Origin of the sequence: Streptococcus oralis SK304, assembly GCF_000287715.1 — a bacterium.
GTDB lineage: Bacteria > Bacillota > Bacilli > Lactobacillales > Streptococcaceae > Streptococcus > Streptococcus oralis_Y.
On sequence record NZ_ALJN01000016.1, the window covers coordinates 472,292 to 497,499 of the forward strand.

Sequence of the window (25,208 nt, forward strand, 5' to 3'; positions counted from 1 at the left end):
AAAATCATGATACACACCATTCAAGCAGATTTTTACCGTCTTTTCCGCTCCAAAGGATTCTGGATTACAGAATTCATTCTCTTTATACTTATGTTAATGGGTGCTACTATTGGTGCTACAGGACATCTAATGGCAGTAGATACAACACCACCAGAGACTCCAACCCATGGTTGGGACGGCGTTCAAGCTCTTATCAACACGTCTAGCAATGGTTCAAACCTCGTTTTTCTCTGCATTGTTCTAGCATGTCTCGTTCTCGGAGTTGATCTAATCGGTAAGCTTTATAAAAATAGTTTGACAGTCGGCGTTTCTCGTACAGAATTTTTCCTTGCTAAATCCTTTGTACTAGCAAGTATCGCTCTCTTGCAGCTCATCGCCAGCCTTGTGATTGCTTTTGTTCCTTCAACTCTACTAAACGGACTTGGTACGATGCCTGATGGTTTTATTACAAACCTCCTCTTAACGATTTTCCTTCAATTTCTCTGCCTTCTCGCCTGGCTTTCGATTGTTTCCTTCATTCTCTACCTGACTCACTCCTATCTTGCCGTATTTATCGGCTATCTGGTCAGCTCTATCATCCTTTCTGTGCCAATGCTTATCTTTCCAAATATCGCAATTTTACGATATCTGAGCTTAAATTTTGCCTATGCCATGACTGCTGATAGTCAATCCGTTCTCTATACCATTACGGTTTGCATCGCTATCATACTTTTCTTCTCTCTTAGCGGCCTTACCGTTTTCAAGAAGAAGAGCTTATAAAAAGGACCTCCTCTAGGATATAGAGGAGGTTTCTTCTGTTAAAGATAAATAAAGACCGAAAACCATTCTCCATCAGCAACTAGCTTCATATCCGCTCCAAGAAGATGAACTAATTCCTCAGTAATATAGAGACCTAAACCAGAGGATTCTTCTGTATCCGACATATTTTCAGAATAAAAACGATTACTGAGATTGTCTATATTCTTGATAGATTTTTTGACTAGGTTACCAATTTCCAAAACAGGCCTATTTTCTTCCTTTTTCAAAGAAAGTCGAGCCTTCTCCTTGCCGTGCTTGAGAACATTTCCAAGGAGGTTTTGTATAATTCGATCAAGCAAGTCCTCATCAGTCGTCGTTTTCAATCCTGGTTCAACGTTAAAATCAAGAACAATATGTGAAGTTTGAAAAACATCGTAATAGGATAAAGTTTTTTTCGTTATAAAAGTTGATAAATCAAGTTCTTCCAGTTTCGGTTTGACTGCTCCTTCCATCAAATGACGGTATTCAAGGAGAGCCTCCAAACGTTTGGAAACCAAATCCTGATGATGGGCTATTTTGCTTAAAGTTTCCTGACTATTATCGGGGTGTTTTATTAGTTGCTGAGTATATCCTGAAGCGATTGTCAAAGGTGTCCGAATATCATGGGCGATATTGCTGATGGCCATATCCAGGGTGTGTTTTTCACGCTTCATGATTAGCTGATTTTGCTCCACCTCTTGAAATAGATTCTCAATTTGGTTATGTAGACGCAAAATGGTCTTTGAAAAGAAATTTATCCCGATCCTCTTCATGCTACCAGAGCGAATCTTTTCTTCGATTTGTCTGCTTAAATCTCTAATTGCTATATGATAGCGAATCAAAGAAATCGCCAAAATAATGTTAGTAAGGAGTAATATTGATATCAAAATGTAATTCATTATTTGTCTCCTTTTAATCGAACACCAACTCCCCAAATGGTTTCAATGTACTCATGATTTGGATCCAGTTGATACAGTTTTTTACGGAGATTGCTTAGATGGGTGTTGAGCGTATTGTCTCCAGGCAGGTAACTTTCTTCCCAAATCAATTCATAGAGTTCTTCCTTGGTGAAGATTTTTTTAGGATGATGGAGCAACATTTGAAGAATCTGGCACTCTTTCTTTGCAAGGCGAATGGTTTCAGTTGTGCTACTTATTTCAAAACTATCCGCATCGAATTGGATATTTTTAAAGTTTTGCACGAGGTTATCAATTTCTCTTCGATCTCCTGACTGATGTTCTCCACTTTGGCGTAATTGCACAGTGACTCTGGCAAAGACTTCGTCCAAATCAAAAGGTTTTACTACATAATCATTGGCACCGTCTAGTAGATATTGGCTGATGAGCTTTTTATCACCTAAAGCAGTAAGCATGATGACCGGAGTCTGATTCGTTTGTCGAATAGCTTGCAAGACTTGGTCACCATTTTTCCCAGGGAGCATGATATCTAGTAAAACGAGATCAATGCCACCTTTGTCAAATTGCATGATACCTTCTGTGCCAGAAAATGCTTGGATCACCTCGTGTTCCTCTGTAAGAAGGGTTCTTAAAATTTCCTGGATTTCATTATTATCTTCAATTACAAGAATGCTCGCCATAAACCTCGTCCTCTCTAAAACTATTATAACATGTTTTGTTAGGAATTCCAGATACAGAAAAGCTCCTCTCACATTTTAAGTAAGATGGAGCTAATGGAAATTGAATCTATTTAACCAAATAAGCAATCAAAGTTATGATCCATAGATGAGTCGGGTAGAAAATATAAAAGAAATATTTACTCCAACTAGTTTCTTTTCCTCGCTGTCCATTATAAAGTGCCATAAAAGGAAATACGGTGACAAAGAGCCAGTCAGAATTGTAAAGCATCATTTCTAGTGTTTGGTGCCAAGTGTCGTAAATTTGGATGGAAGTCACTAACAAGAAGGCCCACAGAAAGGCATATAGGAGATTTCGCAATCCCTTGCGATTTCGACAAGAGTAACTAATCAAGAGAAATGGTAGCATGGTGATTCCACCCTCAGTAAAAAGACAACCGAAAATCAAGAGCCCAGCAACTCCAATCCGACGCCACAACTTCTCCTTTTTATCCAACTCTTTTCTGGGAAAACCAATCCAAAGCATGGTGACACCGATGGCCAAAGTCAGGAAAATGTTGTTATTTACCATTACTCCTTTGGATGCAAATAGGGCATTGAGTAGGCTATTTCCAGCAAACATGATAATCGCCCAACTCCAAAGGCGGATGAGGTAGTTTTTCAAATTCCGAGTATGGATGAATCCTTCCATAGCCATATAGGCAAACCAAACTCCTACACAACGGGTCAAGGCGTGAAAGATACCTTCCCACAGAGGAGAAACGATTCCTGTAATATGAGGGATATGGTCTAGAACCATTACTGCCACCATCAGATACTTCAACTGCGTCGCATTCCATTTTTTCATAATAAACCTCTTTCTTTTTGATCTACATAGAGTATAGCATACATTTCCACGTATAATCGTACACCCATCTTACATTTTAAAAGCCTATCTTACATTTTTGTAAGACAGGCGTGAATATCAAAAATTTATTATGAAAGATACCTTCTAGTCCGTAATCCGTTTGTACATTTCTGGTCTTCTATCTCGAAACAAGCCCCAGTTTAGGCGTTCACTTGCACCCTTATCCAGGTCATAAGTTGCTAACAGAACAGCCTCACCTTGTCTTTCAGCTCGCTCTAGAATAGCTCCTGTTTCATCCGTCATAAAGGACGAACCGTAGAAGTCAAGACTGGAACTCTGTCCACCATTTTCCTCACTAGGAGTGACTTCTTCCAAACCATAACGATTGGCTGCAATGACTGGGACAATATTTGCTGCTGCGTGCCCTTGCATAGTACGTTGCCAGTGACCACAACTGTCTGTATCCAAAATTGGCTCTGAACCAATAGCTGTTGGGTAAAAGAGCAATTCGGCCCCATTCAACGCAAGACAGCGCGCTGTTTCAGGGAACCATTGATCCCAACAAATACCGATACCAATGTTAGCATAGCGAGTATTCCAGACCTTGAAACCAGTGTTACCAGGCGTAAAGTAAAACTTTTCCTGATAATAATGGTCATCTGGTATGTGGGTCTTCCGATAAACGCCAAGAACCTCACCATCTGCATCAATAACGGCAATAGAGTTATACAAGACATTACCATCTTTTTCATAGAAACTGATTGGTAAAACAACCTGCAGTTCTTTAGCAATCACCCTAAAATGCTGAATAGCTGTATTTTCTGTCACCGACTGGGCATACTGGTAGTAGTCATACTGGCGTTCCTGACAGAAATAGGGACGTTCAAATAATTCAGGTAAGAGAATAATTTGGGCTCCTTGCTTTGCAGCTTGTCGAACTAAACGTTCCGCTGTTTGGATATTTGTTGCCACATCCTTGGCACATTGCATCTGGATCGCTGCAACTTTCACATTTCTCATTTTTCTCTCCTATTCTGGGATTTGTTGGGTGATACAGTGGATATTGCCACCACCTAAGAGAATATCTCTGGCTGGTATACCGACAACTTTACGGTCTGGGAAACACTTACTGAGAATATCTAAAGCCACTTGGTCGTTTACATCCTCAAACTGTGGAACTAAGACAGCCTTGTTGGCAATATAAAAATTGACATAGGAAGCCGCAAGACGCTCGCCCTCATAACGCTCCTCTTCCCCTTCCTCATAGGTATAGCCTGGTAAATCCTCCTTAGAGACAACCTGACAAATAGCTGGGATAGGAAGCTTATGAATAGTGAAGGGACGACCTTTTGCATCCGTTTCCTTCTCTAAAAGGGCAAGGTCAGCTGCAGACATACCATACTGGGGATCGTTTTGATCATCTGTCCAAGCCAAGACAAGTTCCGCAGGACCAACAAAGGCAGCAACATTGTCAACGTGTTCATTGGTTTCGTCCTGATAAATACCATAGGGAAGCCAGATAACTTTTTCAGCGCCAAGGCTTTCTAATAAGGTGTTTTCGATTTCCTCTTTACTGAGATGAGGATTGCGTCCAGGACTGAGTAGGCAACTTTCAGTCACAAGAATGGTTCCTTGACCATCGCTATGGATCGCGCCTCCTTCCAGTACAAAAGGTTTAGCATCATAAACAGGCATTTCCAAGGCCTCAGCAAAACGACTAGCTACTTGGTCATCTGCTTCATAGTCTTGATAAAGACCATCGACTGCACCACCCCAGGCATTGAAAGACCAATCGACTGCCAACTTTTCTCTTTTATCATTGACGAGAATAGTCGGCCCAGTATCACGAACCCAGGCATCATCGGTAGGAATGTCTAAATAAACGACCTTGTCTCCAAGATAGGATTTGGCTTCAGATAGATAATCCTGCTCCACCAAAAGATAAACCCTTTCCCCTTCTGCTATGGTCTTGATAATCTGGCTAAATGCTTTTTTGGCAGCCTTTCCTTGAAAGGGCCATGAACCTGGTCGAGTTGGCCATATCATGAGGGTACCATGATGGGGTTCGTACTCTGCTGGCATACGATAGCCTGCTTTTTTCGGAGTTTCTATCATGATAATCTCCCTTTAAAGTCTTGATAGCCGAAGGCTTTGACTAAGCTACAGTTACCTTGCTCGTCCATGAGATAGAGACTTGGCAAGCCAATACCGTTAAAGGTATTATTTTTGACAAATGAGTAAATAGCCATGTCTTCGAAATAAAGTCTATCACCGATTTGGATTGGATTTTCAAAACTATAATCACCAATCACATCACCCGTCAGACAGGTATTGGAAGAAAGTCTATAGGTGTGGGCTTTTTCCTGCGCCTCAAATCCATTTCTCAAAGGTGGGCGATAGGGCATCTCAAGTACATCAGGCATATGGCAGGTCGCAGAGGCGTCTAAAACCAAGATCTCCATACCGTTTTCTACAATATCCAATACTTCAGTTGCTAGATAACCCGCATTGAGCGCAATGGCTTCACCCGGCTCGATATAGACCTCAAGATTGTAAGTTTCTCGGATACGCTTGATTTCTGAAATCAGCAAATCCACATCATAGTCTTCTCTTGTGATATGGTGGCCACCGCCCATATTGAGCCATTTAACCTCATGTAAATAAGGACCAAACTGCTCTTCTACTGCTTTCAAAGTTGTCTCTAAATCATCTGAACCTTGCTCGCAAAGGGTATGAAAATGAAGGCCATCAACTAGATCCAGCAAATCACTTGGTATCTTGTCTAAGGTAACTCCAAACCGAGAGCCAGGCGCACAAGGGTCGTAGAGCGCGTGATCTCCCTGAGTTGAACACTGAGGATTGATACGGAGACCTACACTAATACCAGCCGCTCGACAACGACGGCCATGTTTACGCAACTGTCTCTCCGAGTTAAAAACGATATGGTCTGTTATCTCAAGTAATTCATCCAAATCCTCATCCTTAAAAGCAGGCGCAAATACATGAACTTCCCCCGGGAACTCTTCTCTAGCTAGCTTGGCCTCATAGAGACCACTTGCTGTTGTACCAGATAGATACTGGCTAATTAGGGGATAGGTTTTATAAAGGGAATACGCCTTTTGGGCAAGCAAAACCTTGCAACCTGCCTTTTCCTGAACCTCTTGCAGAATGCTACAATTTTCTTCTAGTTTTGCTAAATCAATGACGTAAGCTGGTGTTGTTACTTGTTCTAGCTTCATTAGTCCACCATTTGCGGATTCTCAACTACAACCCATGGCAAACCATACTCATTCAAAGCTTCCATGAATGGATCTGGATCCAATTCTTCAAGGTTGTAAACTCCAGGTTGTTTCCAAGTTCCGTTCATAACTAATTTTGTCCCAATCATAGCTGGAACTCCAGTAGTGTAAGCAATAGCTTGTGAACCAACCTCTGCGTAGCATTCCTGATGGTCGCAGACATTGTAGATGTAGATGGTCTTTTCAACGCCATCTTTGACACCTGTAAAGATACATCCGATATTTGTTTTACCGACAGTGCGTGGGCCAAGGCTTGCAGGATCTGGAAGCAAGGCTTTCAAAAATTGAATTGGTACAATTTCTTGGCCGTTAAAGTTAATAGCATCTGTACGAAGGAGTCCGACATTTTCCAAGCATTTCATGTGCGTTAGATAAGATTGACCAAAGGTCATAAAGAAACGAATCCGTTTGACACCTGGAATGTTTTTCGCCAATGATTCAATTTCTTCATGGTGAAGGAGATACATATCTTTTTGTCCAACTTGAGGGAAATCATACTCTCGCTTGATAGACATAGCTTCGACTTCGACCCATTTTCCATCTTCCCAGTAAGAACCTGGCGCAGAAACCTCGCGGAGATTGATTTCTGGGTTAAAGTTTGTCGCAAATGGATAACCGTGGTTACCACCATTACAGTCTAAAATGTCGATATAGTGGATTTCATCAAAATAGTGTTTGAGAGCATAAGCAGAAAAGACACTGGTTACACCTGGGTCAAAACCAGATCCAAGTAGAGCAGTCAAGCCTGCTTCTTTGAATTTTTCCAGATAAGCCCATTGCCATGAGTAGTCAAAGTAGGCTGTAAAACCAAGTTCCTTACAACGTTTCTCATAGATAGCGCGCCACTCAGGATCTTCTGTATCCTCTGCCTCGTAGTTAGCTGTGTCGATATAGTGGACACCTGTTGCCAAACAAGCATCCATAATGGTCAAGTCTTGGTATGGTAAAGCTACGTTCAAAACGGCTTCTGGTTTGTAGCTTTCAATCAAAGCAATCACTTCTTCTACCTTATCAGCATCAAGAGCAGCTGTTTCAATCTTTGTACTTGTTTTGCCTTCTAATTTAGCCTTCAAATCATCACATTTTGACTTGGTACGGCTAGCAATCATAATCTCTGTAAAGGTTTCGCTATCTTGGCAAATCTTTGAAATAGCAACTTGGGCAACGCCCCCACATCCGATAACTAATAAACGACTCATTTTTTTCCTTCCTCTTCTTCTAAAATGTCCTCAACATACTTAGGCAACATAAAGGCTCCCACGTGTAAGTTTGCAGTATAGTATTCCGTGAAAAGCTGACGTTTTTTCCATCCTTCCTTATCAAAATCTTTGACTGGGTGATATTTTTTTGATGCAAATCCAAATAACCAATATCCAGCTGGACTGGTTGGGATATGAGCCTGATAGACTCGGCTGATTGGAAATGCTTGATTGACCTTGCGGTGCATACTTCGGCAAGCTGACTCATCCTCGTCAAAGAAGGGACTCCCATGCTGATAGATCATGATGCCGTCTTCCTTGAGAGCACGGTAACTATTGCCATAAAATTCCTTGGTAAAGAGCCCTTCCGTATGTCCAAATGGATCCGTCGCATCGTTGATGATAATATCGTAATCATCCTCGCAGTTCCGTAAAAAGCGTAAACCATTTTGGTAGTAAATGGTAACACGAGGATCATCTAGCCCTGCAGCAAAGTCTGGGAAATACTCACGACAAACCTCAACCAACATCTCATCTGGTTCTACAATATCGATTTGTTCCAATTCTGGATACAGTGTCAAAACTTGGGCAACACCGCCATCACCACCCCCGATAACCAAAACTTTCTTAGGATTAGGATGGACAGCCATGGGTACGTGGACGGTCATTTCATTGTAAACAAAATCATCTGCATCTGAAAACAAGACATGCCCATTTAAGATCAATATCTTTCCAAAAGCTGGTGTATCTAATACCTCTATATCCTGCCATTCACTCTTACCAGCGTAGAGTTGCTTGGCTGTTCTCAGGGACAGTTTCACATCTGGAGTATGAACTTCAGAAAACCATAAATCCATCTAGTTCTCCTTTCTTTCAATGACGTTGATATGATTGACTTCTGGATCTTCCGTCCCTTGGAGGGAGCAACCACGTTCTTTGGCAAATAGGATATAATCCACAATCTCTCGTGTAATACGTTCACCAGGAGCCAAAATTGGAATCCCTGGAGGATAACACATGACAAATTCCCCACTGACATGTCCAACAGAATCAGCCAAGGTTAAACTTTCTCTTTCTGAATAGAAGGCTTCTTGTGGAGATAGCACTAACTCGGGTTGGATATATTCTCCAGCTATCAAGTCCTTTCCATCTCTTGAGTAGAGTCTCTTGATATCCGCCAAAGCACCGACCAGACGCTCAATGTCTTGGATGCGGTCACCGATGGAAATATAGGCCAAGATATTGCCGATATCACCGAATTCAATCTGAATATCATATTCATCTCGCAAGAGGTCATAAACCTCGATACCTGTTAGCCCAATTCCCTGAGTATAAACTGACAGCTTGGTCACGTCAAAATCACAGACCGATGCACCATCTATCAACTCTTTTGAGTAGGCATAGTAGCCACCGATAGCATTGATTTCACGACGAGCGTACTCGGATAGCTCAATGACTTTCTCAAAGGATTCTTTGCCTCGAAGAGCTAAGTTCCGACGCGAAATATCCAGACTAGCCATCAACAAGTAAGAGGCAGATGTAGACTGGGTCAGGTTGATAATCTGACGAACGTACTCAGGATTCATCTGCTCCCCGATAAGAAGGATGGAGCTCTGGGTCAAACTCCCACCAGACTTATGCATAGAAACCGCCGCCATATCCGCTCCAGCGTCCATAGCAGATAATGGCAATTTATCTGTAAAATGCAAATGCGCTCCATGGGCTTCATCCACTAAAACCAGCATGCCCGCTTTATGAGCCATTTCCGTTAAACCCTTGAGGTCTGAACAAATCCCATAGTAAGTAGGATTGTTGATTAGGATAGCTTTAGCATCTGGATGTTCCTTAATGGCCTGGGCAGCCCGGTCATTTTCAAGACCTAAAGCGATGCCGATTTTAGGATCCACACTCATCTCGATATAGATGGGAATGGCTCCACATAGAACCAACGCATTGATAGCAGATTTGTGGACATTTCGTGGCAGAATAATCTTATCTCCAGCCTTACAGGTGGAAAGAATCATGGTTTGAACTGATGAGGTTGTACCGCCAATCATGAGAAAGGCATGGGCTGCACCAAAAGCATCCGCAGCTAATTCCTCCGCATCCCGAATAATCGAAATGGGGTGACCAAGATTATCCAATGGTTTCATCGAATTAACATCAATACCAACACATTTTTCCCCTAACAGTTCGACAAGTTCTGGATTTCCTCGTCCACGCTTGTGACCTGGCACATCAAAGGGAACAATCCTTTTCTTGCGTAGTTTGACCAAGGCCTCGTAAATTGGGGCTTGGTTTTGATCTAACTTCTTCAAGACATACTCCTTCACCGTATTTTTAGCACCTCAAGAAGATAGAGGCGACTAAAGGTTGACTTATGAAAAAAGAGCAGGTCTTCACCTGCTCTGCAATCTTCTGACGTGTGTATTTTGGTTTCTGTTGAGTATGTCTGTTCCTGATGTTTCCTAACTCTCTAGTAGCAAATATTACGTACTTTATTGATCGTTTCACAAGATGACGTGTGCTTTCACCACACTAAAAATTTATGAATTAGGACAAGCGTCCTAACATCAACTTATAAAAGTAGGCTTTTAACCCTATCAATAATGTGGCTTTTCAACCACGCTTCGGCATTCAACCCTGCCTGTCCGTAGGCATTTTTTACTCGGGTTTATATTTGCTAGAAAACATCATCTCATTTTCTAAGCCTTATAACTATACCATGTTTATAAGAGCTTGTAAAGGATTTTGTGAAACTTTTTTAAACAATTTCTTTTTTTGTTCGTGAAATATTACTCAACAATAAAAAGAAACCGTTTAAAATTGAAATCAAAAAACAAAAACAGGAACCAAATTGATTAGTTCCTTTGTTGAATCATAAGTATAGTCAGTTATTCAAAATCTTATCTACTTATCTCGTGCTACTTGAACAGCTAGTTCAAAATCAGTCATCATATAATTTTCATCTAGGCGGATGAGACCATAGTACTCATTCCAAAATAGCGAATCACTGTTGCTGGACCACTTTAATCCATACCATAGTTGAGTGACATCATTTGTATTTGATGGTGGAATTGACCATAGATGCTTCTTGAAAATTTCTTGAACAAGCGAAACATCCAGTCGTGTAGTCAAGTCAAGTTCATTTAATTTGAAAGTAATAGAATGTTTTTTCGCTGCCTCAATACTGTCCTTGTTAAATCGAACCTGAATAACCTTAGAATCTTCTATAGCCACATCATGGTCCTCAGCACCGTAAAAGGAAATACTGCCCAGTACTATGCCATCTTTTGCTAGGAGATAGGGAGCGTAAGGAACAGCATTGCTATCAAGCCTGAAGCCTTTTTCGATGGTAACTGTTTTATCTCCAGGATACTTTTGGAAACTGTTACTTGTAAGGAGGTCTTCATAGTCGCTACCACCATCGCCCTGTCTTACATAGATGTCAAATCCAGCGTCCATCAGCTCACTGGATTTAGTTTCAGCTAAAATGATTTTACTTTCATTAATTTGTAAAATCGGTGCTTGAGGTGGCAAACCAATCGTGAGATTAAACGTGACTCCTACTAGAAAGACCATCAAAGTTATAAGGAGTGCAAGCATAGACTTCCCAGTTCGTTTTCTTGCATTGAAAAGGGCCATTAGAGCAGGTAGGAGGATCATTTTGGCTAAAATAGAATTCCCCACACCGCCTCTATTTAAGGTCTGAAAGGCAAAGATCTCTGCGATGGCAATCAGGGTCAGGTAGACCAAAATCTCGCCTAGACCCAGTTTTTCTGTTCGAGTTTGTTGATTTACAGGCGTTTCGTACAATGACTGTCCATTCTCTTTCCTCTTTTTTAGAAAGAGATAAAAACCCAGACCTAGCAGCAGATTAAAGATTGCAAAAGCAATTAAAGTACCTATAATCACTGTTCTACCCATGGCTCTCTACTCCTTTATGTTCTCTCTCAAATCTTATCTTTCTCTTTAGTACCCAATTCCCAATCAATAAAACCAGCAAGAAGAAGGGGCCGCCTTCTATCAGCACAATGGGTAAAGCCACTAGAGCAATCATCAAAAAACTAGCTTTCTTTTGACGCCAACTACCGCCCCATTCACCGTTTATCAGTACCCCCAAATAGTCGATGTAGTCAGTAAACCAAGTCAAAAAGGGATTTTGAAAATCATTGAGCCTTAGGTAAATGAACATAGCAGAATTTAGAAAAACATAAAGAATTCCAAGGACTAGAATAATCTTTTGACTAGTTCGAGTAGCCTCTAGAACGATTTTTTCTCTGTTTTCTGGTTTTATTTCCTTGAGACTTGGGTTCTTACAAGAGAGTTTTTCAAATCTATAGACCAGAAATCGGTAGAGATAATACTTGTTTATATCACGCTTCATAAAACTCCCAATCTAGGAAGGACACTCAATTATAAATCATGGTTTAAACATCTAATTTCAAGGAATTTCCTTCCAAATAGACGGCTTTTGACTCAGTGATTTTGATTTTTTGATCTTCTGAAAAGCCAATGGTTTCACCGTCCTTTAAGGTGACGTCACTGCCTAAAACATACTGAAGAATAGACAGGAGGAAATAATATAAATCATCGTTATTCATAGGAGACTCGATAATTTCAATCTCAGTTCTTCCAAACTCTTTCAAACCATAAGTGTAAATACTAGTTTTATCTCCCTGGTTGATAATTCCTATATAAATCCAGAGTTGAAGTGGAAGCATTTCTTCTTTCAAAAGGTCAGTCAGGTCTAGATAAAGATCTTTGGGTAAGAGCAAGGTGGTAGAACCCTGATAAATACCAATAGCTGATTGACTAGTTTTTAAGATAGAGGCATTGACTTTAGTTAATAGGGAATAAGTTTCTACTGGCGAAAGATTGTCAGACAGGATAGAAACAATGGCGTGTTGTGTGTGCTCTTGTGTTTCCTTCTCAACATCCTGCCAGAGGTAAGAATAGGCATACAATTCTTCAAATTCTTGACTTGGGATAGGCAAATCCATTAAAGCCAGCGCAACGAGAGCACCATCAATCACAAAGGTTGAACTAGAATCATCCCCAGAAACTTCAGAAATTTCAAGTCCCCAGTGAGATTTCAATTCCTGAACGATCTGGTCTAAAGAATAGGCCTGCTTGCCTTTGAAGAGCGGCATGGACAAGATCAGTTGTTTTTTCTTCTCTGACTTTTCTTTCTTCCTAGCAAATAGATTTTTTAAAAATTTCATAGGACTTCTCCTTTTTCTCATATCAGTTGGGAAGCAAAGCTATCTTGCTTAAAGTGAGTCGTCATACCAAGTTTCCTCATCCTCAAAACCGTAGAATTTCTCATCAAGTAGCCAATTTCCATCCACCAATCTAAGTACAAACTGATGCTTCATTTCTAAAGCTTCTTGATAATGGGTGATGACTCTTGCTTCTTCAGCTTTTGTCATGATAAAATCTACAGAAAAATCATTCGTTTGAACATAGTTATACTCACTTGGGGAGCCATAAGAATTTCGAACTCCTCCTTCCAAGCATTTTCGAGTCACTTGTCCAGTCATAAGTTGGATTTGTCTATGAAAATAGTCATCCATAAGATCATTCCACTTTGGATGAACTTGATTTGCTGGGATGCTAAGGGCTTCTTTTTCCTTATCCAGTGCTCTGTTACGCTCAAAAATTTCCTCTTCTAACAAGGTTAAACTTTTGAGTAAATTAAGCAAGGGTGGGATGATTATTTCCGCCATGGCTCGATAGTTTTCAGGGGTATTTTTATAGTTCACTCTCATGATTACTCTCTTAACTTTCCTGGATTAATTGCTTTACTTCTATGTCTGAAAGTTGTCCATCCATGTAGAGTTTCCTAAGTAAATCTTTATCTACGGTAATTTCATAATAGTCAGTCACAAACTCATGAAATCTCTCAAAGCTATCAAAAAGGTAAGAGAGCAACCATTCTCCGCCATCCTGATCTTGGTAAGTGTGTTGATGCGCGTGACCGTCATACCAGATAAAGAAGGTTGTTTCATCTTTTTGTTCTTCTGAATAAAGTGAGACATACTTTTCATCCAGTCCATTATAAAAACCATCGATGATATCTTGATTCCACTCGTCAGCAGCAAACTGGCTTAAACTGCTTTCATGATCAAAGCCTTTTATAAGGATCATTTTATCAGTCAAAATCACATCTAAAGAATCACCAGAGCCATTGTCAATAAGGTAGCGGAGTCCATAGTCTTCCTCAGTCTTAATCACGAGTCTGAGCCAATCCTCACTCGGATCTGTTAGATATTCGTCAATGACCAGCAAGGCATCTAAGCGAGTCTTTATCTTGTCCCAATTAATCTTTTTCATCTCTAAAAACCTCCATCTTATTTTTGCTATTTATCAAGATCACAAGCCCTATAACGAGCTGTTAGATAGCCTGAAAAGCTAATCTGAGGGATATTCCACTCATTAGGCAAATAAATGGAACAATCTACCTGATCACCTAGAGGGGAACTTGCTGAGAAGACATATCTTCCCAAATCCTCATTATTAAGATTTCTTCCAACTTGACTCAATCTGCTAGTATTGAACCAGTCTTTAAACAGTAGCCAGATTTGCTCGGCATCTTCGTTTAATAGGGGGACTTTCAAATTGTAGCTGATTCCGACTCTACATCTTTTTTTGAATCCTGACTCATCAGCCTTACAAACTTTTATGGATCCCTTATCATACTGCCAGTTATCACTATCTAATAGGGGAAATTGAACAGATAGATTGTCTTTAAATCCCTGCATAGTATCAAATAAATCTTTGGAGGCAGCTTCGAATAATTCTAGTTCTTCCATAGTCTTCTCTTTAATTTTCATAGCTAATCACATTTCGATTTAATCTGCATCAACCCAGATATGGTATTTTTGACAATGTAGACATCTAAACAAATAACCACAGATAGGCCCGTCTTTGACCAAGTAGTCTTCTACCTCTTGATATTCTTCACGCGCTTCATAGTCTTCCAAGACTTGCTCAGCGATTCCCATATCCTTCAATTCTCGAGTTCCAACTGTACCCAAGTAAGCGCAATAATCTTGGCAACAAGAAAGCCAATATTCTCCCTGCCAACTAGAGTAGCCTGGGGTCTGACAAAAAAGCAGCTGATTCTTTTCTGGATCCAATTCACCCTGCCACTCGGCATCTTGGATAAATTCTGCATCGAATTTTTTAGCTGCTTGACCATTTGCAATACAAAATGGACAAAGGTTCTCTATGTTGTCAATACAATAAGGGATCAAGTCATAATAAATATTGCTTTCTTTCCCACAAGATGGACAAAGCTTGGCTTCTCCTTCAACAAATGAACCTGTAGCTAAGGGATCTGGATGATAGAGAAAATGTGGCAAAGACTGTAATAACTCCTGACTCTGCTTTTTATCTTCTTTTCTTAGGGGACGAGGAAGGGCATAACGATCACCATGACTCTGATTCATTTCTTGTAAACGGCTCAGTTTCTTTTTCTGTTTTCGATCTGGTTTATCTAAGATTTCGGTAAATAAGCTATAGGCACTAGTGTAGAGACCCAATTGTTCATAGAGGTCAACTAAGACTTTTTTAGCTTCTAAATCATCAGACTTAGCTAATTCATCAGCCAAATCATAGAGTGCCGCAACACTTGAAGGCTTTCCATCTTTAGCATGGTATTCCCTTGTCCGGGTGATATATTCTTATAAATATGGATTCATCTGACTACCTTTTCTTACATGGATAAATTCTGATTAACAAATGGTGACGAGGACAATATCATTTAAGCCTAACATTGCTTTATATAAATCTTTCATTTCATCACCTGATTTTAACCTCTTATTGTCAGACAGTTAGTAAATTTCATACACAAGCTCTCTATCAACTTGAAAATATTTGTCGAATTTCACTAAAAGATAAAGGGATCCAGCTGGAGAGACACCGGCATCATAACCTAGAGCAAATTCGCCATAAGAACTACTTTTATCCAAGATTAACTCCCTTAATTCCAGTTCTGTAACTGCTTTATCAGGCCAATTATCATGGATAACCTTTTGAGCTTTTTTATCAAGGTGTTCCAAGTTTCTATATAAACTAGTCATCAAATCATCTGATAATAAGACCAAATCCTGTTCACAGTAACCTGTAAAATAAATATTTATGTCTTTATTTAGATATCGCCCTAGAAAATAGATCCCCGAATCATGTTTTTCCCAGCTTATTCCCTTCCATAATGCCAATAAATCTTCTTTGTTCATTTATTACCTCAAGCAGTTTTATTCTTTTAGGAATGTTTAATAAACTTTCTAACAAATAGTGACCAGGACATTTCCATTGAGCTCCAGAATCTTTTTGTAAAACTCTTTCATATTTACAAAACTGATTCGAATTTCATCCTTGATTTCTTCCTCTTCCTCAAGATAATCCCAAATATCAGGATACAAGTCGGCTTTCTTGCAGGCTTCCATACTAAAGTCTTCCAAGGCTCTGCGCATGTCAAAACTTTCTAGAGCTTCTATGATTTCGGCTATCTTATTTTTTTCAGTATAGGCTATGTACTCAGACACTTCTTCTAAAGGAGTCACTCCTAAAACCGCTTCTCTCAAGGGATTGTCATCCAAAAATTCTGAACTACTAAATCCTGTCAAGACAAAGACCAAGGCATCCCACATTTTGTCAATATCTAGTAAGATATCATGACTATCAGCGGAATCCTCTGCAAAATCTAACAAGTCATCTTCTTGATTGGAAAGACCTTTTATTTGATCTAATTCATCGTCTGGTAAATATTGATAATTGGCAATCATTCCCATGATTTTACTCCTTTGAATCAGTTAGTATTATACGGATCTTTCTAGCTCTATTTCCCTAGAAAATGCTATAATGGAGCTAAGAAATTGTTTTATTGAATGTTAAATAGGGGGAAATAGTAATGTTCACTAGTATTGTTTTGGGTTTTTATGCTCTTTTCTTTCTATCCTTGTCCTTTACTATCTATCTCTATATCAGACTTGTAGTTGCGGTCAGACAAGGGAAAGATGTCCCAAAATGGATCTATAAACTCGGCCATGCCATTCAAGGTAGAATTCACGTTGACTATGAAGAAATCACAGATGCTAATGCCCTTAAAGAGATTCATTGGTTCTTGCTGATCTATTTAATTGTAAATCTACTGGTATTGGCTGGCTTCTACTATCATGGCAATAGCTTTCCGCAAGCAATTTATGAATGTTTGAAAAAACAATTTTTTATCGTACTTGTTAGTATGGTTTTAAAAAGTATTGGTAAATTTATTGTACTAGCTATAAGAAAAAACTTTCATAACAGTCATGCTTATGCATCAACCAACGCTTTTGTCGGGACAGCCTTTTTAACGAGTTATGTTTTTATGTTTTGCATGATGATGAGTGGTCTTCCAGCTCAACCTGTTCCAGTAACCATTCAAGATACCACTGTCATTATCGGGGAGAGCAAGGCTTCCGAGCTTTTAGAGCAAGGTTTCACCTTCGAAGATAAAGGTGCAAATAGTCCTATCACCAATCCAAAAAACGACCATTTCTACTACGGCCAGCTTCTCGAAATCAAGCGTGAAGATCAGTCCTATGGTTTTATGATCCTTACTCCTACTGGCAAAGATACTGATCAACTCAAAAACTGTGTCATTACCTACTATAGAACGCCTAAGGATGCCCATCAATTGCAGGGGATTTCTATCAATCATGTCAGTTTAGCAAATCTCAAGCTCCAAGATTTTCAAACAAGAAAATTAATCGATATCTTTGAAGTCAATCCTGCTGATTACAATGTCGCTGAGACTGACTCAAACTACATCCTAACCATTCAAACGGCAGATTACGACCTCTGGAAAAGATACAGGATTGAAGCCAAGTTCAATTCAGATGGTTCCATAGATAGTTATGGTGTTAGAGCTCAACACAGTATGTGGGAATGATTGACCATTTTCCCCTTTATCACATAAGCATTAAACTGAAAAAAACATCATCGACAAGTTTATAGGTTTCGATGCGAAGGCCAGAAGAGCCCATATCTCTAGTGATTTCTTCATAAATATCTTCTAAATTTTGGGCTGGTGCTAGCATCCAAAGACTAAAAGGTCTAAGTTTCACCTGTCCAATTTTTTCAATATTTTCTAATAATTGCCCTAAATCTTTGTGATTGAACCAGCAATCTGTAACCAGAGCAAACTTTGTATTGTCCATCTTACAGGAGATATGACTGGTCAAAAAATCAGCGATTGTGGGCTTTTTTGTCTGTAAGAGGCGCGTGCAAGCCAGATGGTACTCAAGCTTTCTAGGACTCTGATCAACCATAGATACAAAGACAAGACCATACTCATCTTGGAACTTGACAGCAAGGATATCCCCTTCTTCAAAGTAAGGTTTGCGTTTAGCTTTGGCTTTAGGAACCTTTAGAGGTCTAGGATTTTCAGTTTGCAACTGAACTGCAAGTTTTTCCAAGACCTTCTGCCTTTGCTTCAAAGCCTTTGGATCTATTTCCAACCAAAATGGATCAGCCCCTTTTTTGATAAGCTCTAATGTTTTATCTCTGATGTCGGCTGTCAGGTGACCAATCTTCCACAGTGAGTAGGCAAGAGCTGTCCAATAAATTTCTGTAAAAAAGTCTGTTTGACAGTAATCTTTTTCCGCATCGAGAATATCCTTGATGATATTTGCTACATGTTCACCATCTCTATAGCGACCAACTACCTCATTGTAAATGTCATAACCTTGATCACTGTCAATGATTTTAACGCCATCAATAGCCATACTCAACTCCTAATGCACAATCGACATCTTATTGATAAAACTCAAAACTTATTTAATCTTATGCTTGTTCATTTTCTCTTGGAAAATATCTGTAAGAATTTGTCGCAATTCTTGAGCTTCCTTTTCAGGAAGTTGACCTTCTTGTTCAGCTACAGCATACAACTCTGGATGCTCAAGCGAGATTCTCTTAACAGTACGTGTAATGGCATGTTTTCTAACAAAAAATGGAATCCGTTTAATCATATCTTGAGGAATTAATGCGATAATCTTATCGGCAGTTTCCTTATCGTTAAGCTTAGAGAAAGTGAGTCCCTTTTTAATCATCTCTTGTTCTTTTTCTGTAAAATCTTTAATATCCATTGTGTCTCCTTATGAGTATTTTATTTACTTTTATTATACTATTTTTTTAATTGGTCGAATGAAAAATCTCTATAAATCCTCTCTTGCCCAAGAACGGAATCTGTTGTAACAGGTAGTTTTTTCAGCAACTCTTGGATATCAATATCTTTGGGAAGAGGATTCAATTCTCCCAGACTATTTTCCTGAAGATGTGCTGCAAAGATAAACTCTCCCTTTTCCCAATCCATAGCACAATCATTGATAACATCCACCGGCGACAGATCCAGTAGTTCTTGCTCTTGCGATATAAAAGTTTCGTAGATAAACTCAAAAATAGCTTCCTTATCAATTTTTACAACTCTTAATGTATATTCATCCATGCTTGCTGTCCTCTAATCATATCAATTTAACTATCATTCGGTTGGTAACTTCTTATCCCACTCTTTAGGCAAATCATCCCCAAAATACTATTTTTAGAGTTGAACCCACTTATCATTATCTATAATAAAGGACTTCGCTAGACCTTCACCTGTATAGTTTTCGTATTTTGTATCTAGATATTTGTAGCAATCTTCCTTGGTTGCAAATTTGATAGCTTGATAAGGCTCCTCAAAGGTTAACTTTTCGACAAAGAGATAACCGTCCTCGCTTGGCACAAGTATGCCGACATGACCGATAAAGAGAGATTGACCATCCAAGTCATCATGAACTACAACAGACAGCATTCGAGCATTTTCATTAAACTTGAATTGAGAAAGGAACTGTTCCATCTTAGCAGCATGCACCTTAACATCTGTCGTTGCTTCGGTATTGACTCTTGAGAATAAAATATCAAAAGCATCCTTGTCTTCTGCATCAAAGACCTTACCTTTGTCAATGGCATCATTATCGACAAACAAGAGAGAATCATCTTTCTCTAATTTAGGAATTTCGATAGAATTTTTTAATAAACAATAACTGTTAATACGACAGTTGGTACCGACAAAATCACCCTTTTTAGGAGCCCAAAGATTGCTTATCTTTTCAACATCATAGTCTGTTTTGGTAAATGTAGAAAAATCTCCAGTTAAGCCTACTGAACCGACAGTCGCGTTATAATCATTTACAAAGTTGAAAAATGCATCGACACTATCTTTATCCAAATGTGCAGCCAAGGCTTTTCGAACTTCTTCTGAACTTTCCTTGCTATTGAGGCTGCTATAGGTTCCTTTGTAGCTTTCTTTACCTGAGCTAACCACCTTAGTAGTTGAACTATTCTGTTTTTCCGTAGATTAGTTTTGGTTTGTACCACAGGCAGCTAAAGTAAAGAAAGCTAAACCACAGCAGCTCATTAATCTGATTTTTTTAGATACTTTCATAAAATATTTCCTTATTTACTAAGATTTTTCAGGTCGATTAGCTTCTCTTATATTATAGTTCAAATTTATTTTAAGTCCAAGCATTTTGCTGAATAAAGTAGATTTTAAATCATTAAAAAGGAAGCTGGCACACAGCACGTCCCTAATAAGTGAAATATCTATGAAATCTTTAATTTTAGTCACCTTTTAGCTGTACCTGTGTATGTGCTATAAGGTCACCTAGATGTCGCTTATCCTTCCTGAAAACCATCATTACAAGTAGGACAACTGCGAGGAGAGTAGCTAAAAACGAGAGAATAATAGATAAGGAATCAAACTCACTATAGAAACCATGTATCGTGCCCATATGACCTATTTGCCAAGGAAAAAATTTAATGGTGTTTCTAAGCAAGCTAGCTTGCACTGTTTTTTTCTTGTAAACCAATTGAAGTCCTGCTTTCGCCTTCCCGAAACTCCCATTTTTTGTATAATCTAAGAATGTAAAAAGTAGAATGATTGGCAAAACAGAGGTAAAAAATACAAGACACTGCGACTGAATTTCTGTAAACTCTGGAATACCATCAAAAAAAATAGTGTAAAAAAGCATATAACCCAAAAACAGAAGTGCTAAATAAGCTAGAATGAAAAGATAATCAAATAGTAATTCAATCATTCTTTTTTTAAACGAAATAGAATTAATTGCTAAAATCTTCTTCATCATCTCCTCCTTTGTTATCTACTATTCTTTTCAAAAGTTTTATTCTTTCGGTTGAGAATAGACTTCGATATGCTGACCTAGTACCTTGATTTCTACAGGTAGATTATCGGATTTGTCACCATCAACATCCGTTTCCAATTCACTATCTGAAGAGATTTTTATATGTCGAGCTTTAAGATACTCGATATTGTCATTTACGACAACATCCCCTTTTAATAAATCAGGGATAACTGACAATTTAGTAAGAATTGACGCATCTTTTAGAATCAAAATATTAGCATAACCATCCTTGTCTTCATCAAAGATTTTTTTGTCAGCGAAGTAATTTGTGAGGAGAACTAAAACATGACTGGCTGGGCCAATGTAATTACCATTATCAGTCTCAACTGTAATGTTAAATGCTTGATCTGTAACCACAGACTTCATGGTATTAATCGCATAGGCGAGCATACCAAACTTTGTTTTATCTTCTATCCCAACGTTGTGGATAGCTTCTGGCAAAGAGCCAATACTAAAGATATAACCAAAATAATTTCCATTTGATTTTCCAATATCAATCTTGTTTGTAAAACTGAAATCAAGCTCATCAATAGCACTATCAATATCCTGAGAGATTTCTAATAGTTTCGTAATGAGATTTCCAGTTCCCCCTGGGATAATCGGCAGTTTAGGAATATAGTCTTTTTCAGCGATACCAGAAATTACTTCATTGACGGTCCCATCTCCACCAAAAACAAGAACAGCATCATAATGCTCTCGAGAAGCTTCTTCAGCGAAGTTTGTTGCGTCTTGCGCTTTTTCCGTAATTTTAATCTCTACATCATCAAAGTAGTCTCTAGCTTTATTCTCCAGCTTCACCTTATAATCCAGAGCTTTTTCACCTCCAGATGTTGGATTAATAATCACCATAATTTTATTCATTTATTGTTCTCCTGTCATTAGATTTTCTTACTTTAACTAACCATCTCAAGTTTGGTCCATATAAATTTTGACCGCTTGGTATTCCTGCTCTTTAGCATAGGCAAACACCTCTGAATCTCTAATGTAATCAAAGATATTTTCCTCTAAATCTTCATCCCAGATCGATTCATGAAATATTTCATTCTCTTGACATGCTTCATAGAAAATATCGAGGTGAACCTGATAAAACTCTTCATCTTCATTTGAAGCTTGTCTTACTAAGGATAGTTGAAACATTGGCTTATCAGATATAGCTGTAAATGTCCCTGTTTCAAATAAAATCATCTCATCCTCAATAGGCTGACGACACAAGTCTTCAAAGATTGCTACTATTTCCTCTAAGGGCATCTTATCGGTGATTCTTTCTCTTAAAAATTCAAGTGATTGCTTCATATTTTTTCTCTTTCTAGATGTTTTCGTTCTTAGAATAATCCTATTAAAAAATTGAATCCCTACACCTTTTATTATACTACATAAACAGAAAAAAAGACCTAACCAGCGGGCCCTTACCTTTGTCTCAGTCTAGATCTTTTTGATAATCGGAAAAACCTCTGTAAGGACGTCTATCCCAAAATTAATTCCCTGTACTTGGTAGTGATAGATTGGGGCTAAGCAAAATTTAAAACTCACAGATACAACTTTCTTCTCGCATTCTTTAGAAATTTTCACGATTAACTTCTTCAAAATAGTCATCCAGATGATGGTAGATTTGCATATCTTCTTCTGAACCATCTTTCAAAACTGCAAATACCTTCACTTTATCATCATTGACAAATACGAAATTATGTTCACCAAAATAAGCCTGATAACCCTTGTCAACTAAGGTCCAAAGTTCATCTTTTGTTAAACCAAAAATATCTTTTTTTACCAGATAGGTTTTCCCGATTTCCATTTTCATGATAGATATTTCTCCTTAAGAAGCTAGATAGTGCTAGATGTTTCTCTTTACTGCTCAATCCGTCTACTAAAGCAGTGGCATACACTCACAAAGAACTTTGGTTGACTATTGAATATCTTCCATCGCTTCTTTCACATATCCTTCGACATCTTCAATCTCTACAAACAACGGGTCTAAGTGACATAGGAAGTGCCAATCTTCGGTGTCGCGTTTTCTGTAGATAATCGCTTCACCGTCTTCACTTCCGAAAAAGCTTCTGTCGACTTCGTACCCTTTGCTTTCTAAGAAAGCTTTTGCCTTGCGGAAGTTTGCTTCTCTGGCTTCGACATAAGCTTTCACTTCATCGTTGTTAACGACATACGCGTCTACTTTTGTAGCTCCTTCGATCACTTTATCGTTTTTAAAGGATAGATTCGAAACCTCTTTCCAAATAATGTCCACATTTTCCTCAGAATTAAACGAAAACCTAGATAAAGGGACAATATTTCCGTTAAAGACAATCTCCATATAATCCGATAGATTTTTTGAATTAAAATATTCCACTTCAAAACCATCTTCGTTTTCTAATGTATACCCAGGGATTTGAGTTACAAATTCCCGTCCTTCTTCTAAAGTCTCAAATAAGACTAAATCCTTTGAATAATTGTTTTGGTACAATTCCAATATAACCATCGATAACCCTCCGTCATTCAGTATCGGTCCGCATAACGCCTATCTATTATTTTATTACAACCGTTTCTTCCCATCGTCTAAGCAACTCTTTCAAAGGTTCAGCGAGATAGCTATAGGCCTTGTCCTTGATCCACTCAGGAATTCCATAAGCTGCTTCTGCTATACTACCTGTAATTGCAGCGAGAGTATCACTATCCCCACCAAGGGAAATCGCATTTCGAATCGCATCTTCAAAATCTGTACTTTCAAGAAATGCAATGATGGCCTGAGGTACTGTATCCTGACAGGTTTCATTGAAACGATACGTAGGACGGATGTCATCTAGAGATTGAGAAAGGTTATACCCATACTCTTTCTCGATGTATTCCTTTATTCGTCTTTTACACTCTGTAGGATTGCCGTTGATTGGTTGCTCATAATCCCCACAATAACCTCCAAAGTAATAAAGACACAGAAAGATCGCATCAGTTGTCGCCATGGCTCCCTTGATACCTTCAGGATGATTATGGGTGACTTCTGCAGAAAGTCGTGCAAGCTCTCTAGTTGATGGCGTCATACCAGTTCTCGCACAAAAACCGCAGTCCATGACCCAAGCACATGGAGAAACACGCATAGCAGATCCATTTCCAAAGCTATTATAAGGCTCACGATTGTCACTATTGATCCAACTACTAAACCGAGCACCGTAGCCCGCATCGGGATACAACTTGCCGTATTTCTTCATAGCATCAATAAAGTCATCCTGGTGACCACCATTCATAATAGCCTCAGCAACAGCGCAGGTCATGACAGTATCATCTGTGAAAAAACAATCCTCACGAAATAAAGGAAAATCCTTCGTTTTGATATTGTTCCATTTGTAAACAGATCCTACAATGTCTCCGATAATTGCTCCAAGCATAAGATTCCTCCTTGTAAACTATTGGTTTAGACTGATTTTTCTACTTCCTATACTCGTTTATTCTATCAGCATATTCAGTAAAAAGATTTTTTGAATAAATTTTTTCATTACTTGAATTTCTAACTTCTTTCCAAAGGATGGAAGCTACTTTTAGTTTATTCGAGTAATTGTGACTATTTTCGTCTGCACAGAAATCCTTTAGAAATTGGTTCCATTGACAAACCGAATGATCATACTTGGCATAATCTGAATTTCCATGATAAACTTTTAGCATATCCTGTATTGTGAAACTCAAATCATTGTCGCTTTTTACTTTTCTCCAAGCAGTCGCCATATCGGCAGTAAATTTAAAGGGCGAAACCTCTGTTAAAGTTGAGAAATATTCTCTAAAGTCTGCATTAAAGGAGAATTCACATTCAAGTAAGGGCGTATCTAAGGTAAGGACTTCTACTCGTTTCTTTTTCCTTTTTACTGTTGATTTTTTAATCAATTTCCCCTTAAAGTACTGCTCAATATTATGATTGAGTTCCTGTTTTGTACATCTATATTCAAGCCCTAATGACTTGCATATCTGTGAAAGTTCATCACGATACCAATAGTATTTATTAAACTCATCAAACGATGTGATTGCATCAAACTTAGGTCTGTTCTCTATCAATATTTTACCTCCTTAAAAACAGTTTAGGTTTTCATCTCAAAATAATGGAGTTTTAGTTTCTTTATTTTGAGGATTAGCTACGTTTCTCTAACAAGCTCATACACTCAGTGGTTCGGACTTACCGTATCATCCGTGAAAAAACAATCCTCACGAAATAAAGGAAAATCCTTCGTTTTGATATTGTTCCATTCGTAAACTGAACCTACAATATCTCCAATAATTGCTCCTAGCATCCGT

Annotated in this window: 31 protein-coding genes and 1 pseudogene; 2 read left to right on the forward strand and 30 right to left on the reverse strand. The window is 38.7% G+C overall.

Annotation, left to right across the window (positions count from 1 at the left end):
- The first annotated feature begins 6 nt into the window (after nt 1-6).
- Nucleotides 7-759 carry an ABC transporter permease gene (locus tag HMPREF1125_RS09145; RefSeq protein ID WP_000581959.1) on the forward strand — a complete coding sequence of 251 codons (753 nt, stop codon included), beginning with the start codon at nt 7-9 and terminating at the stop codon, nt 757-759.
- 38 nt (nt 760-797) lie between these two features.
- Here HMPREF1125_RS09145 and HMPREF1125_RS0102425 read toward each other — a convergent pair whose 3' ends face one another.
- The 18 genes from HMPREF1125_RS0102425 to HMPREF1125_RS09230 all read right to left on the reverse strand — a co-directional run bounded on the left by HMPREF1125_RS0102425 (nt 798) and on the right by HMPREF1125_RS09230 (nt 16,514).
- Complete coding sequence (locus tag HMPREF1125_RS0102425) at nt 798-1,676, reverse strand: sensor histidine kinase (protein WP_001106749.1); 879 nt, start codon at nt 1,674-1,676, stop codon at nt 798-800.
- On the reverse strand, nt 1,676-2,374 hold the full coding sequence (locus HMPREF1125_RS09150; RefSeq protein WP_000146578.1) for a response regulator transcription factor: 699 nt from the start codon (nt 2,372-2,374) through the stop codon (nt 1,676-1,678). The genes HMPREF1125_RS0102425 and HMPREF1125_RS09150 overlap by 1 nt, the downstream gene beginning before the upstream one ends.
- A gap of 106 nt (nt 2,375-2,480) precedes the next feature.
- Complete coding sequence (locus tag HMPREF1125_RS09155; RefSeq protein WP_000759216.1) at nt 2,481-3,218, reverse strand: TraX family protein; 738 nt, start codon at nt 3,216-3,218, stop codon at nt 2,481-2,483.
- Between the two features lie 144 nt (nt 3,219-3,362).
- On the reverse strand, nt 3,363-4,238 hold the full coding sequence (gene aguB, locus HMPREF1125_RS09160) for an N-carbamoylputrescine amidase (protein WP_001246714.1): 876 nt from the start codon (nt 4,236-4,238) through the stop codon (nt 3,363-3,365).
- A gap of 9 nt (nt 4,239-4,247) precedes the next feature.
- Nucleotides 4,248-5,333: an agmatine deiminase gene (gene aguA / locus HMPREF1125_RS09165; protein ID WP_000573459.1), complete on the reverse strand. Its 1,086-nt coding sequence runs from the start codon at nt 5,331-5,333 to the stop codon at nt 4,248-4,250.
- Nucleotides 5,330-6,457 (reverse strand): carboxynorspermidine decarboxylase, encoded by a 1,128-nt coding sequence (gene nspC, locus HMPREF1125_RS09170; protein ID WP_000764395.1) that lies wholly within the window; start codon nt 6,455-6,457, stop codon nt 5,330-5,332. Before nspC ends, aguA begins: the two co-directional genes overlap by 4 nt.
- Nucleotides 6,457-7,716: a saccharopine dehydrogenase family protein gene (locus HMPREF1125_RS09175; protein ID WP_000088762.1), complete on the reverse strand. Its 1,260-nt coding sequence runs from the start codon at nt 7,714-7,716 to the stop codon at nt 6,457-6,459. The genes nspC and HMPREF1125_RS09175 overlap by 1 nt, the downstream gene beginning before the upstream one ends.
- Nucleotides 7,713-8,573: a polyamine aminopropyltransferase gene (speE, locus tag HMPREF1125_RS09180; protein ID WP_000366713.1), complete on the reverse strand. Its 861-nt coding sequence runs from the start codon at nt 8,571-8,573 to the stop codon at nt 7,713-7,715. Before speE ends, HMPREF1125_RS09175 begins: the two co-directional genes overlap by 4 nt.
- Entirely contained in the window at nt 8,574-10,034 is a 1,461-nt protein-coding gene (locus HMPREF1125_RS09185) for an aminotransferase class I/II-fold pyridoxal phosphate-dependent enzyme (protein WP_000732144.1), read from the reverse strand.
- Nucleotides 10,035-10,626: 592 nt separating this feature from the next.
- Nucleotides 10,627-11,643: a hypothetical protein gene (locus HMPREF1125_RS09190; RefSeq protein WP_000533837.1), complete on the reverse strand. Its 1,017-nt coding sequence runs from the start codon at nt 11,641-11,643 to the stop codon at nt 10,627-10,629.
- Nucleotides 11,636-12,103 carry a hypothetical protein gene (locus HMPREF1125_RS09195; protein ID WP_000817467.1) on the reverse strand — a complete coding sequence of 156 codons (468 nt, stop codon included), beginning with the start codon at nt 12,101-12,103 and terminating at the stop codon, nt 11,636-11,638. Before HMPREF1125_RS09195 ends, HMPREF1125_RS09190 begins: the two co-directional genes overlap by 8 nt.
- A gap of 43 nt (nt 12,104-12,146) precedes the next feature.
- A complete protein-coding gene (locus HMPREF1125_RS09200; RefSeq protein WP_000670380.1) occupies nt 12,147-12,941 on the reverse strand; it encodes a DUF4261 domain-containing protein in 795 nt (264 codons plus the stop codon).
- Between the two features lie 48 nt (nt 12,942-12,989).
- A complete protein-coding gene (locus HMPREF1125_RS09205; protein WP_001265715.1) occupies nt 12,990-13,487 on the reverse strand; it encodes a hypothetical protein in 498 nt (165 codons plus the stop codon).
- 10 nt (nt 13,488-13,497) lie between these two features.
- On the reverse strand, nt 13,498-14,052 hold the full coding sequence (locus HMPREF1125_RS09210; RefSeq protein ID WP_000723613.1) for a hypothetical protein: 555 nt from the start codon (nt 14,050-14,052) through the stop codon (nt 13,498-13,500).
- A 26-nt stretch (nt 14,053-14,078) separates the two neighbouring features.
- A complete protein-coding gene (locus HMPREF1125_RS09215; RefSeq protein WP_002883139.1) occupies nt 14,079-14,552 on the reverse strand; it encodes a hypothetical protein in 474 nt (157 codons plus the stop codon).
- A gap of 18 nt (nt 14,553-14,570) precedes the next feature.
- Nucleotides 14,571-15,398, reverse strand: coding sequence for a CbrC family protein (locus HMPREF1125_RS09220; RefSeq protein ID WP_230454492.1), 828 nt, complete (start codon nt 15,396-15,398; stop codon nt 14,571-14,573).
- Between the two features lie 156 nt (nt 15,399-15,554).
- Nucleotides 15,555-15,959, reverse strand: coding sequence for a hypothetical protein (locus HMPREF1125_RS09225; RefSeq protein ID WP_001030857.1), 405 nt, complete (start codon nt 15,957-15,959; stop codon nt 15,555-15,557).
- Nucleotides 15,960-16,007: 48 nt separating this feature from the next.
- Nucleotides 16,008-16,514: a YfbM family protein gene (locus HMPREF1125_RS09230; protein WP_000525327.1), complete on the reverse strand. Its 507-nt coding sequence runs from the start codon at nt 16,512-16,514 to the stop codon at nt 16,008-16,010.
- Between the two features lie 119 nt (nt 16,515-16,633).
- On the opposite strand from HMPREF1125_RS09230, the gene HMPREF1125_RS09235 reads away from it, so the two are divergent.
- Complete coding sequence (locus HMPREF1125_RS09235; RefSeq protein ID WP_000495209.1) at nt 16,634-17,653, forward strand: hypothetical protein; 1,020 nt, start codon at nt 16,634-16,636, stop codon at nt 17,651-17,653.
- A gap of 19 nt (nt 17,654-17,672) precedes the next feature.
- Here HMPREF1125_RS09235 and HMPREF1125_RS09240 read toward each other — a convergent pair whose 3' ends face one another.
- From HMPREF1125_RS09240 to HMPREF1125_RS12630, 12 genes and pseudogenes are all read right to left on the reverse strand, one after another.
- Nucleotides 17,673-18,488, reverse strand: coding sequence for a hypothetical protein (locus HMPREF1125_RS09240; protein WP_000963197.1), 816 nt, complete (start codon nt 18,486-18,488; stop codon nt 17,673-17,675).
- Nucleotides 18,489-18,536: 48 nt separating this feature from the next.
- Nucleotides 18,537-18,848, reverse strand: coding sequence for a hypothetical protein (locus HMPREF1125_RS09245; RefSeq protein ID WP_000351657.1), 312 nt, complete (start codon nt 18,846-18,848; stop codon nt 18,537-18,539).
- Between the two features lie 38 nt (nt 18,849-18,886).
- Complete coding sequence (locus tag HMPREF1125_RS09250) at nt 18,887-19,207, reverse strand: hypothetical protein (RefSeq protein ID WP_000344813.1); 321 nt, start codon at nt 19,205-19,207, stop codon at nt 18,887-18,889.
- Nucleotides 19,208-19,300: 93 nt separating this feature from the next.
- Nucleotides 19,301-20,185 (reverse strand): annotated as a pseudogene (locus tag HMPREF1125_RS09255) (DUF4300 family protein).
- 175 nt (nt 20,186-20,360) lie between these two features.
- Nucleotides 20,361-20,882 (reverse strand): RDD family protein, encoded by a 522-nt coding sequence (locus HMPREF1125_RS09260; protein WP_000721627.1) that lies wholly within the window; start codon nt 20,880-20,882, stop codon nt 20,361-20,363.
- 39 nt (nt 20,883-20,921) lie between these two features.
- A complete protein-coding gene (locus HMPREF1125_RS09265) occupies nt 20,922-21,803 on the reverse strand; it encodes a diacylglycerol/lipid kinase family protein (protein WP_001033742.1) in 882 nt (293 codons plus the stop codon).
- Nucleotides 21,804-21,848: 45 nt separating this feature from the next.
- Complete coding sequence (locus HMPREF1125_RS09270; RefSeq protein ID WP_000814114.1) at nt 21,849-22,235, reverse strand: hypothetical protein; 387 nt, start codon at nt 22,233-22,235, stop codon at nt 21,849-21,851.
- Between the two features lie 262 nt (nt 22,236-22,497).
- The gene (locus HMPREF1125_RS09275; RefSeq protein WP_000781504.1) at nt 22,498-22,740 is read right to left on the reverse strand and encodes a hypothetical protein; all 243 of its coding nucleotides are present in this window, start codon (nt 22,738-22,740) and stop codon (nt 22,498-22,500) included.
- 105 nt (nt 22,741-22,845) lie between these two features.
- Nucleotides 22,846-23,412 (reverse strand): hypothetical protein, encoded by a 567-nt coding sequence (locus HMPREF1125_RS09280; protein WP_000234993.1) that lies wholly within the window; start codon nt 23,410-23,412, stop codon nt 22,846-22,848.
- A 46-nt stretch (nt 23,413-23,458) separates the two neighbouring features.
- Nucleotides 23,459-24,313, reverse strand: a complete 855-nt coding sequence (locus HMPREF1125_RS09285; protein WP_000900025.1) for an ADP-ribosylglycohydrolase family protein — start codon at nt 24,311-24,313, stop codon at nt 23,459-23,461.
- A gap of 40 nt (nt 24,314-24,353) precedes the next feature.
- The gene (locus HMPREF1125_RS09290) at nt 24,354-24,971 is read right to left on the reverse strand and encodes an SAP domain-containing protein (protein ID WP_000572153.1); all 618 of its coding nucleotides are present in this window, start codon (nt 24,969-24,971) and stop codon (nt 24,354-24,356) included.
- Nucleotides 24,972-25,075: 104 nt separating this feature from the next.
- Nucleotides 25,076-25,204 carry a hypothetical protein gene (locus tag HMPREF1125_RS12630; RefSeq protein WP_000900001.1) on the reverse strand — a complete coding sequence of 43 codons (129 nt, stop codon included), beginning with the start codon at nt 25,202-25,204 and terminating at the stop codon, nt 25,076-25,078.
- Nucleotides 25,205-25,208 lie beyond the last annotated feature (4 nt).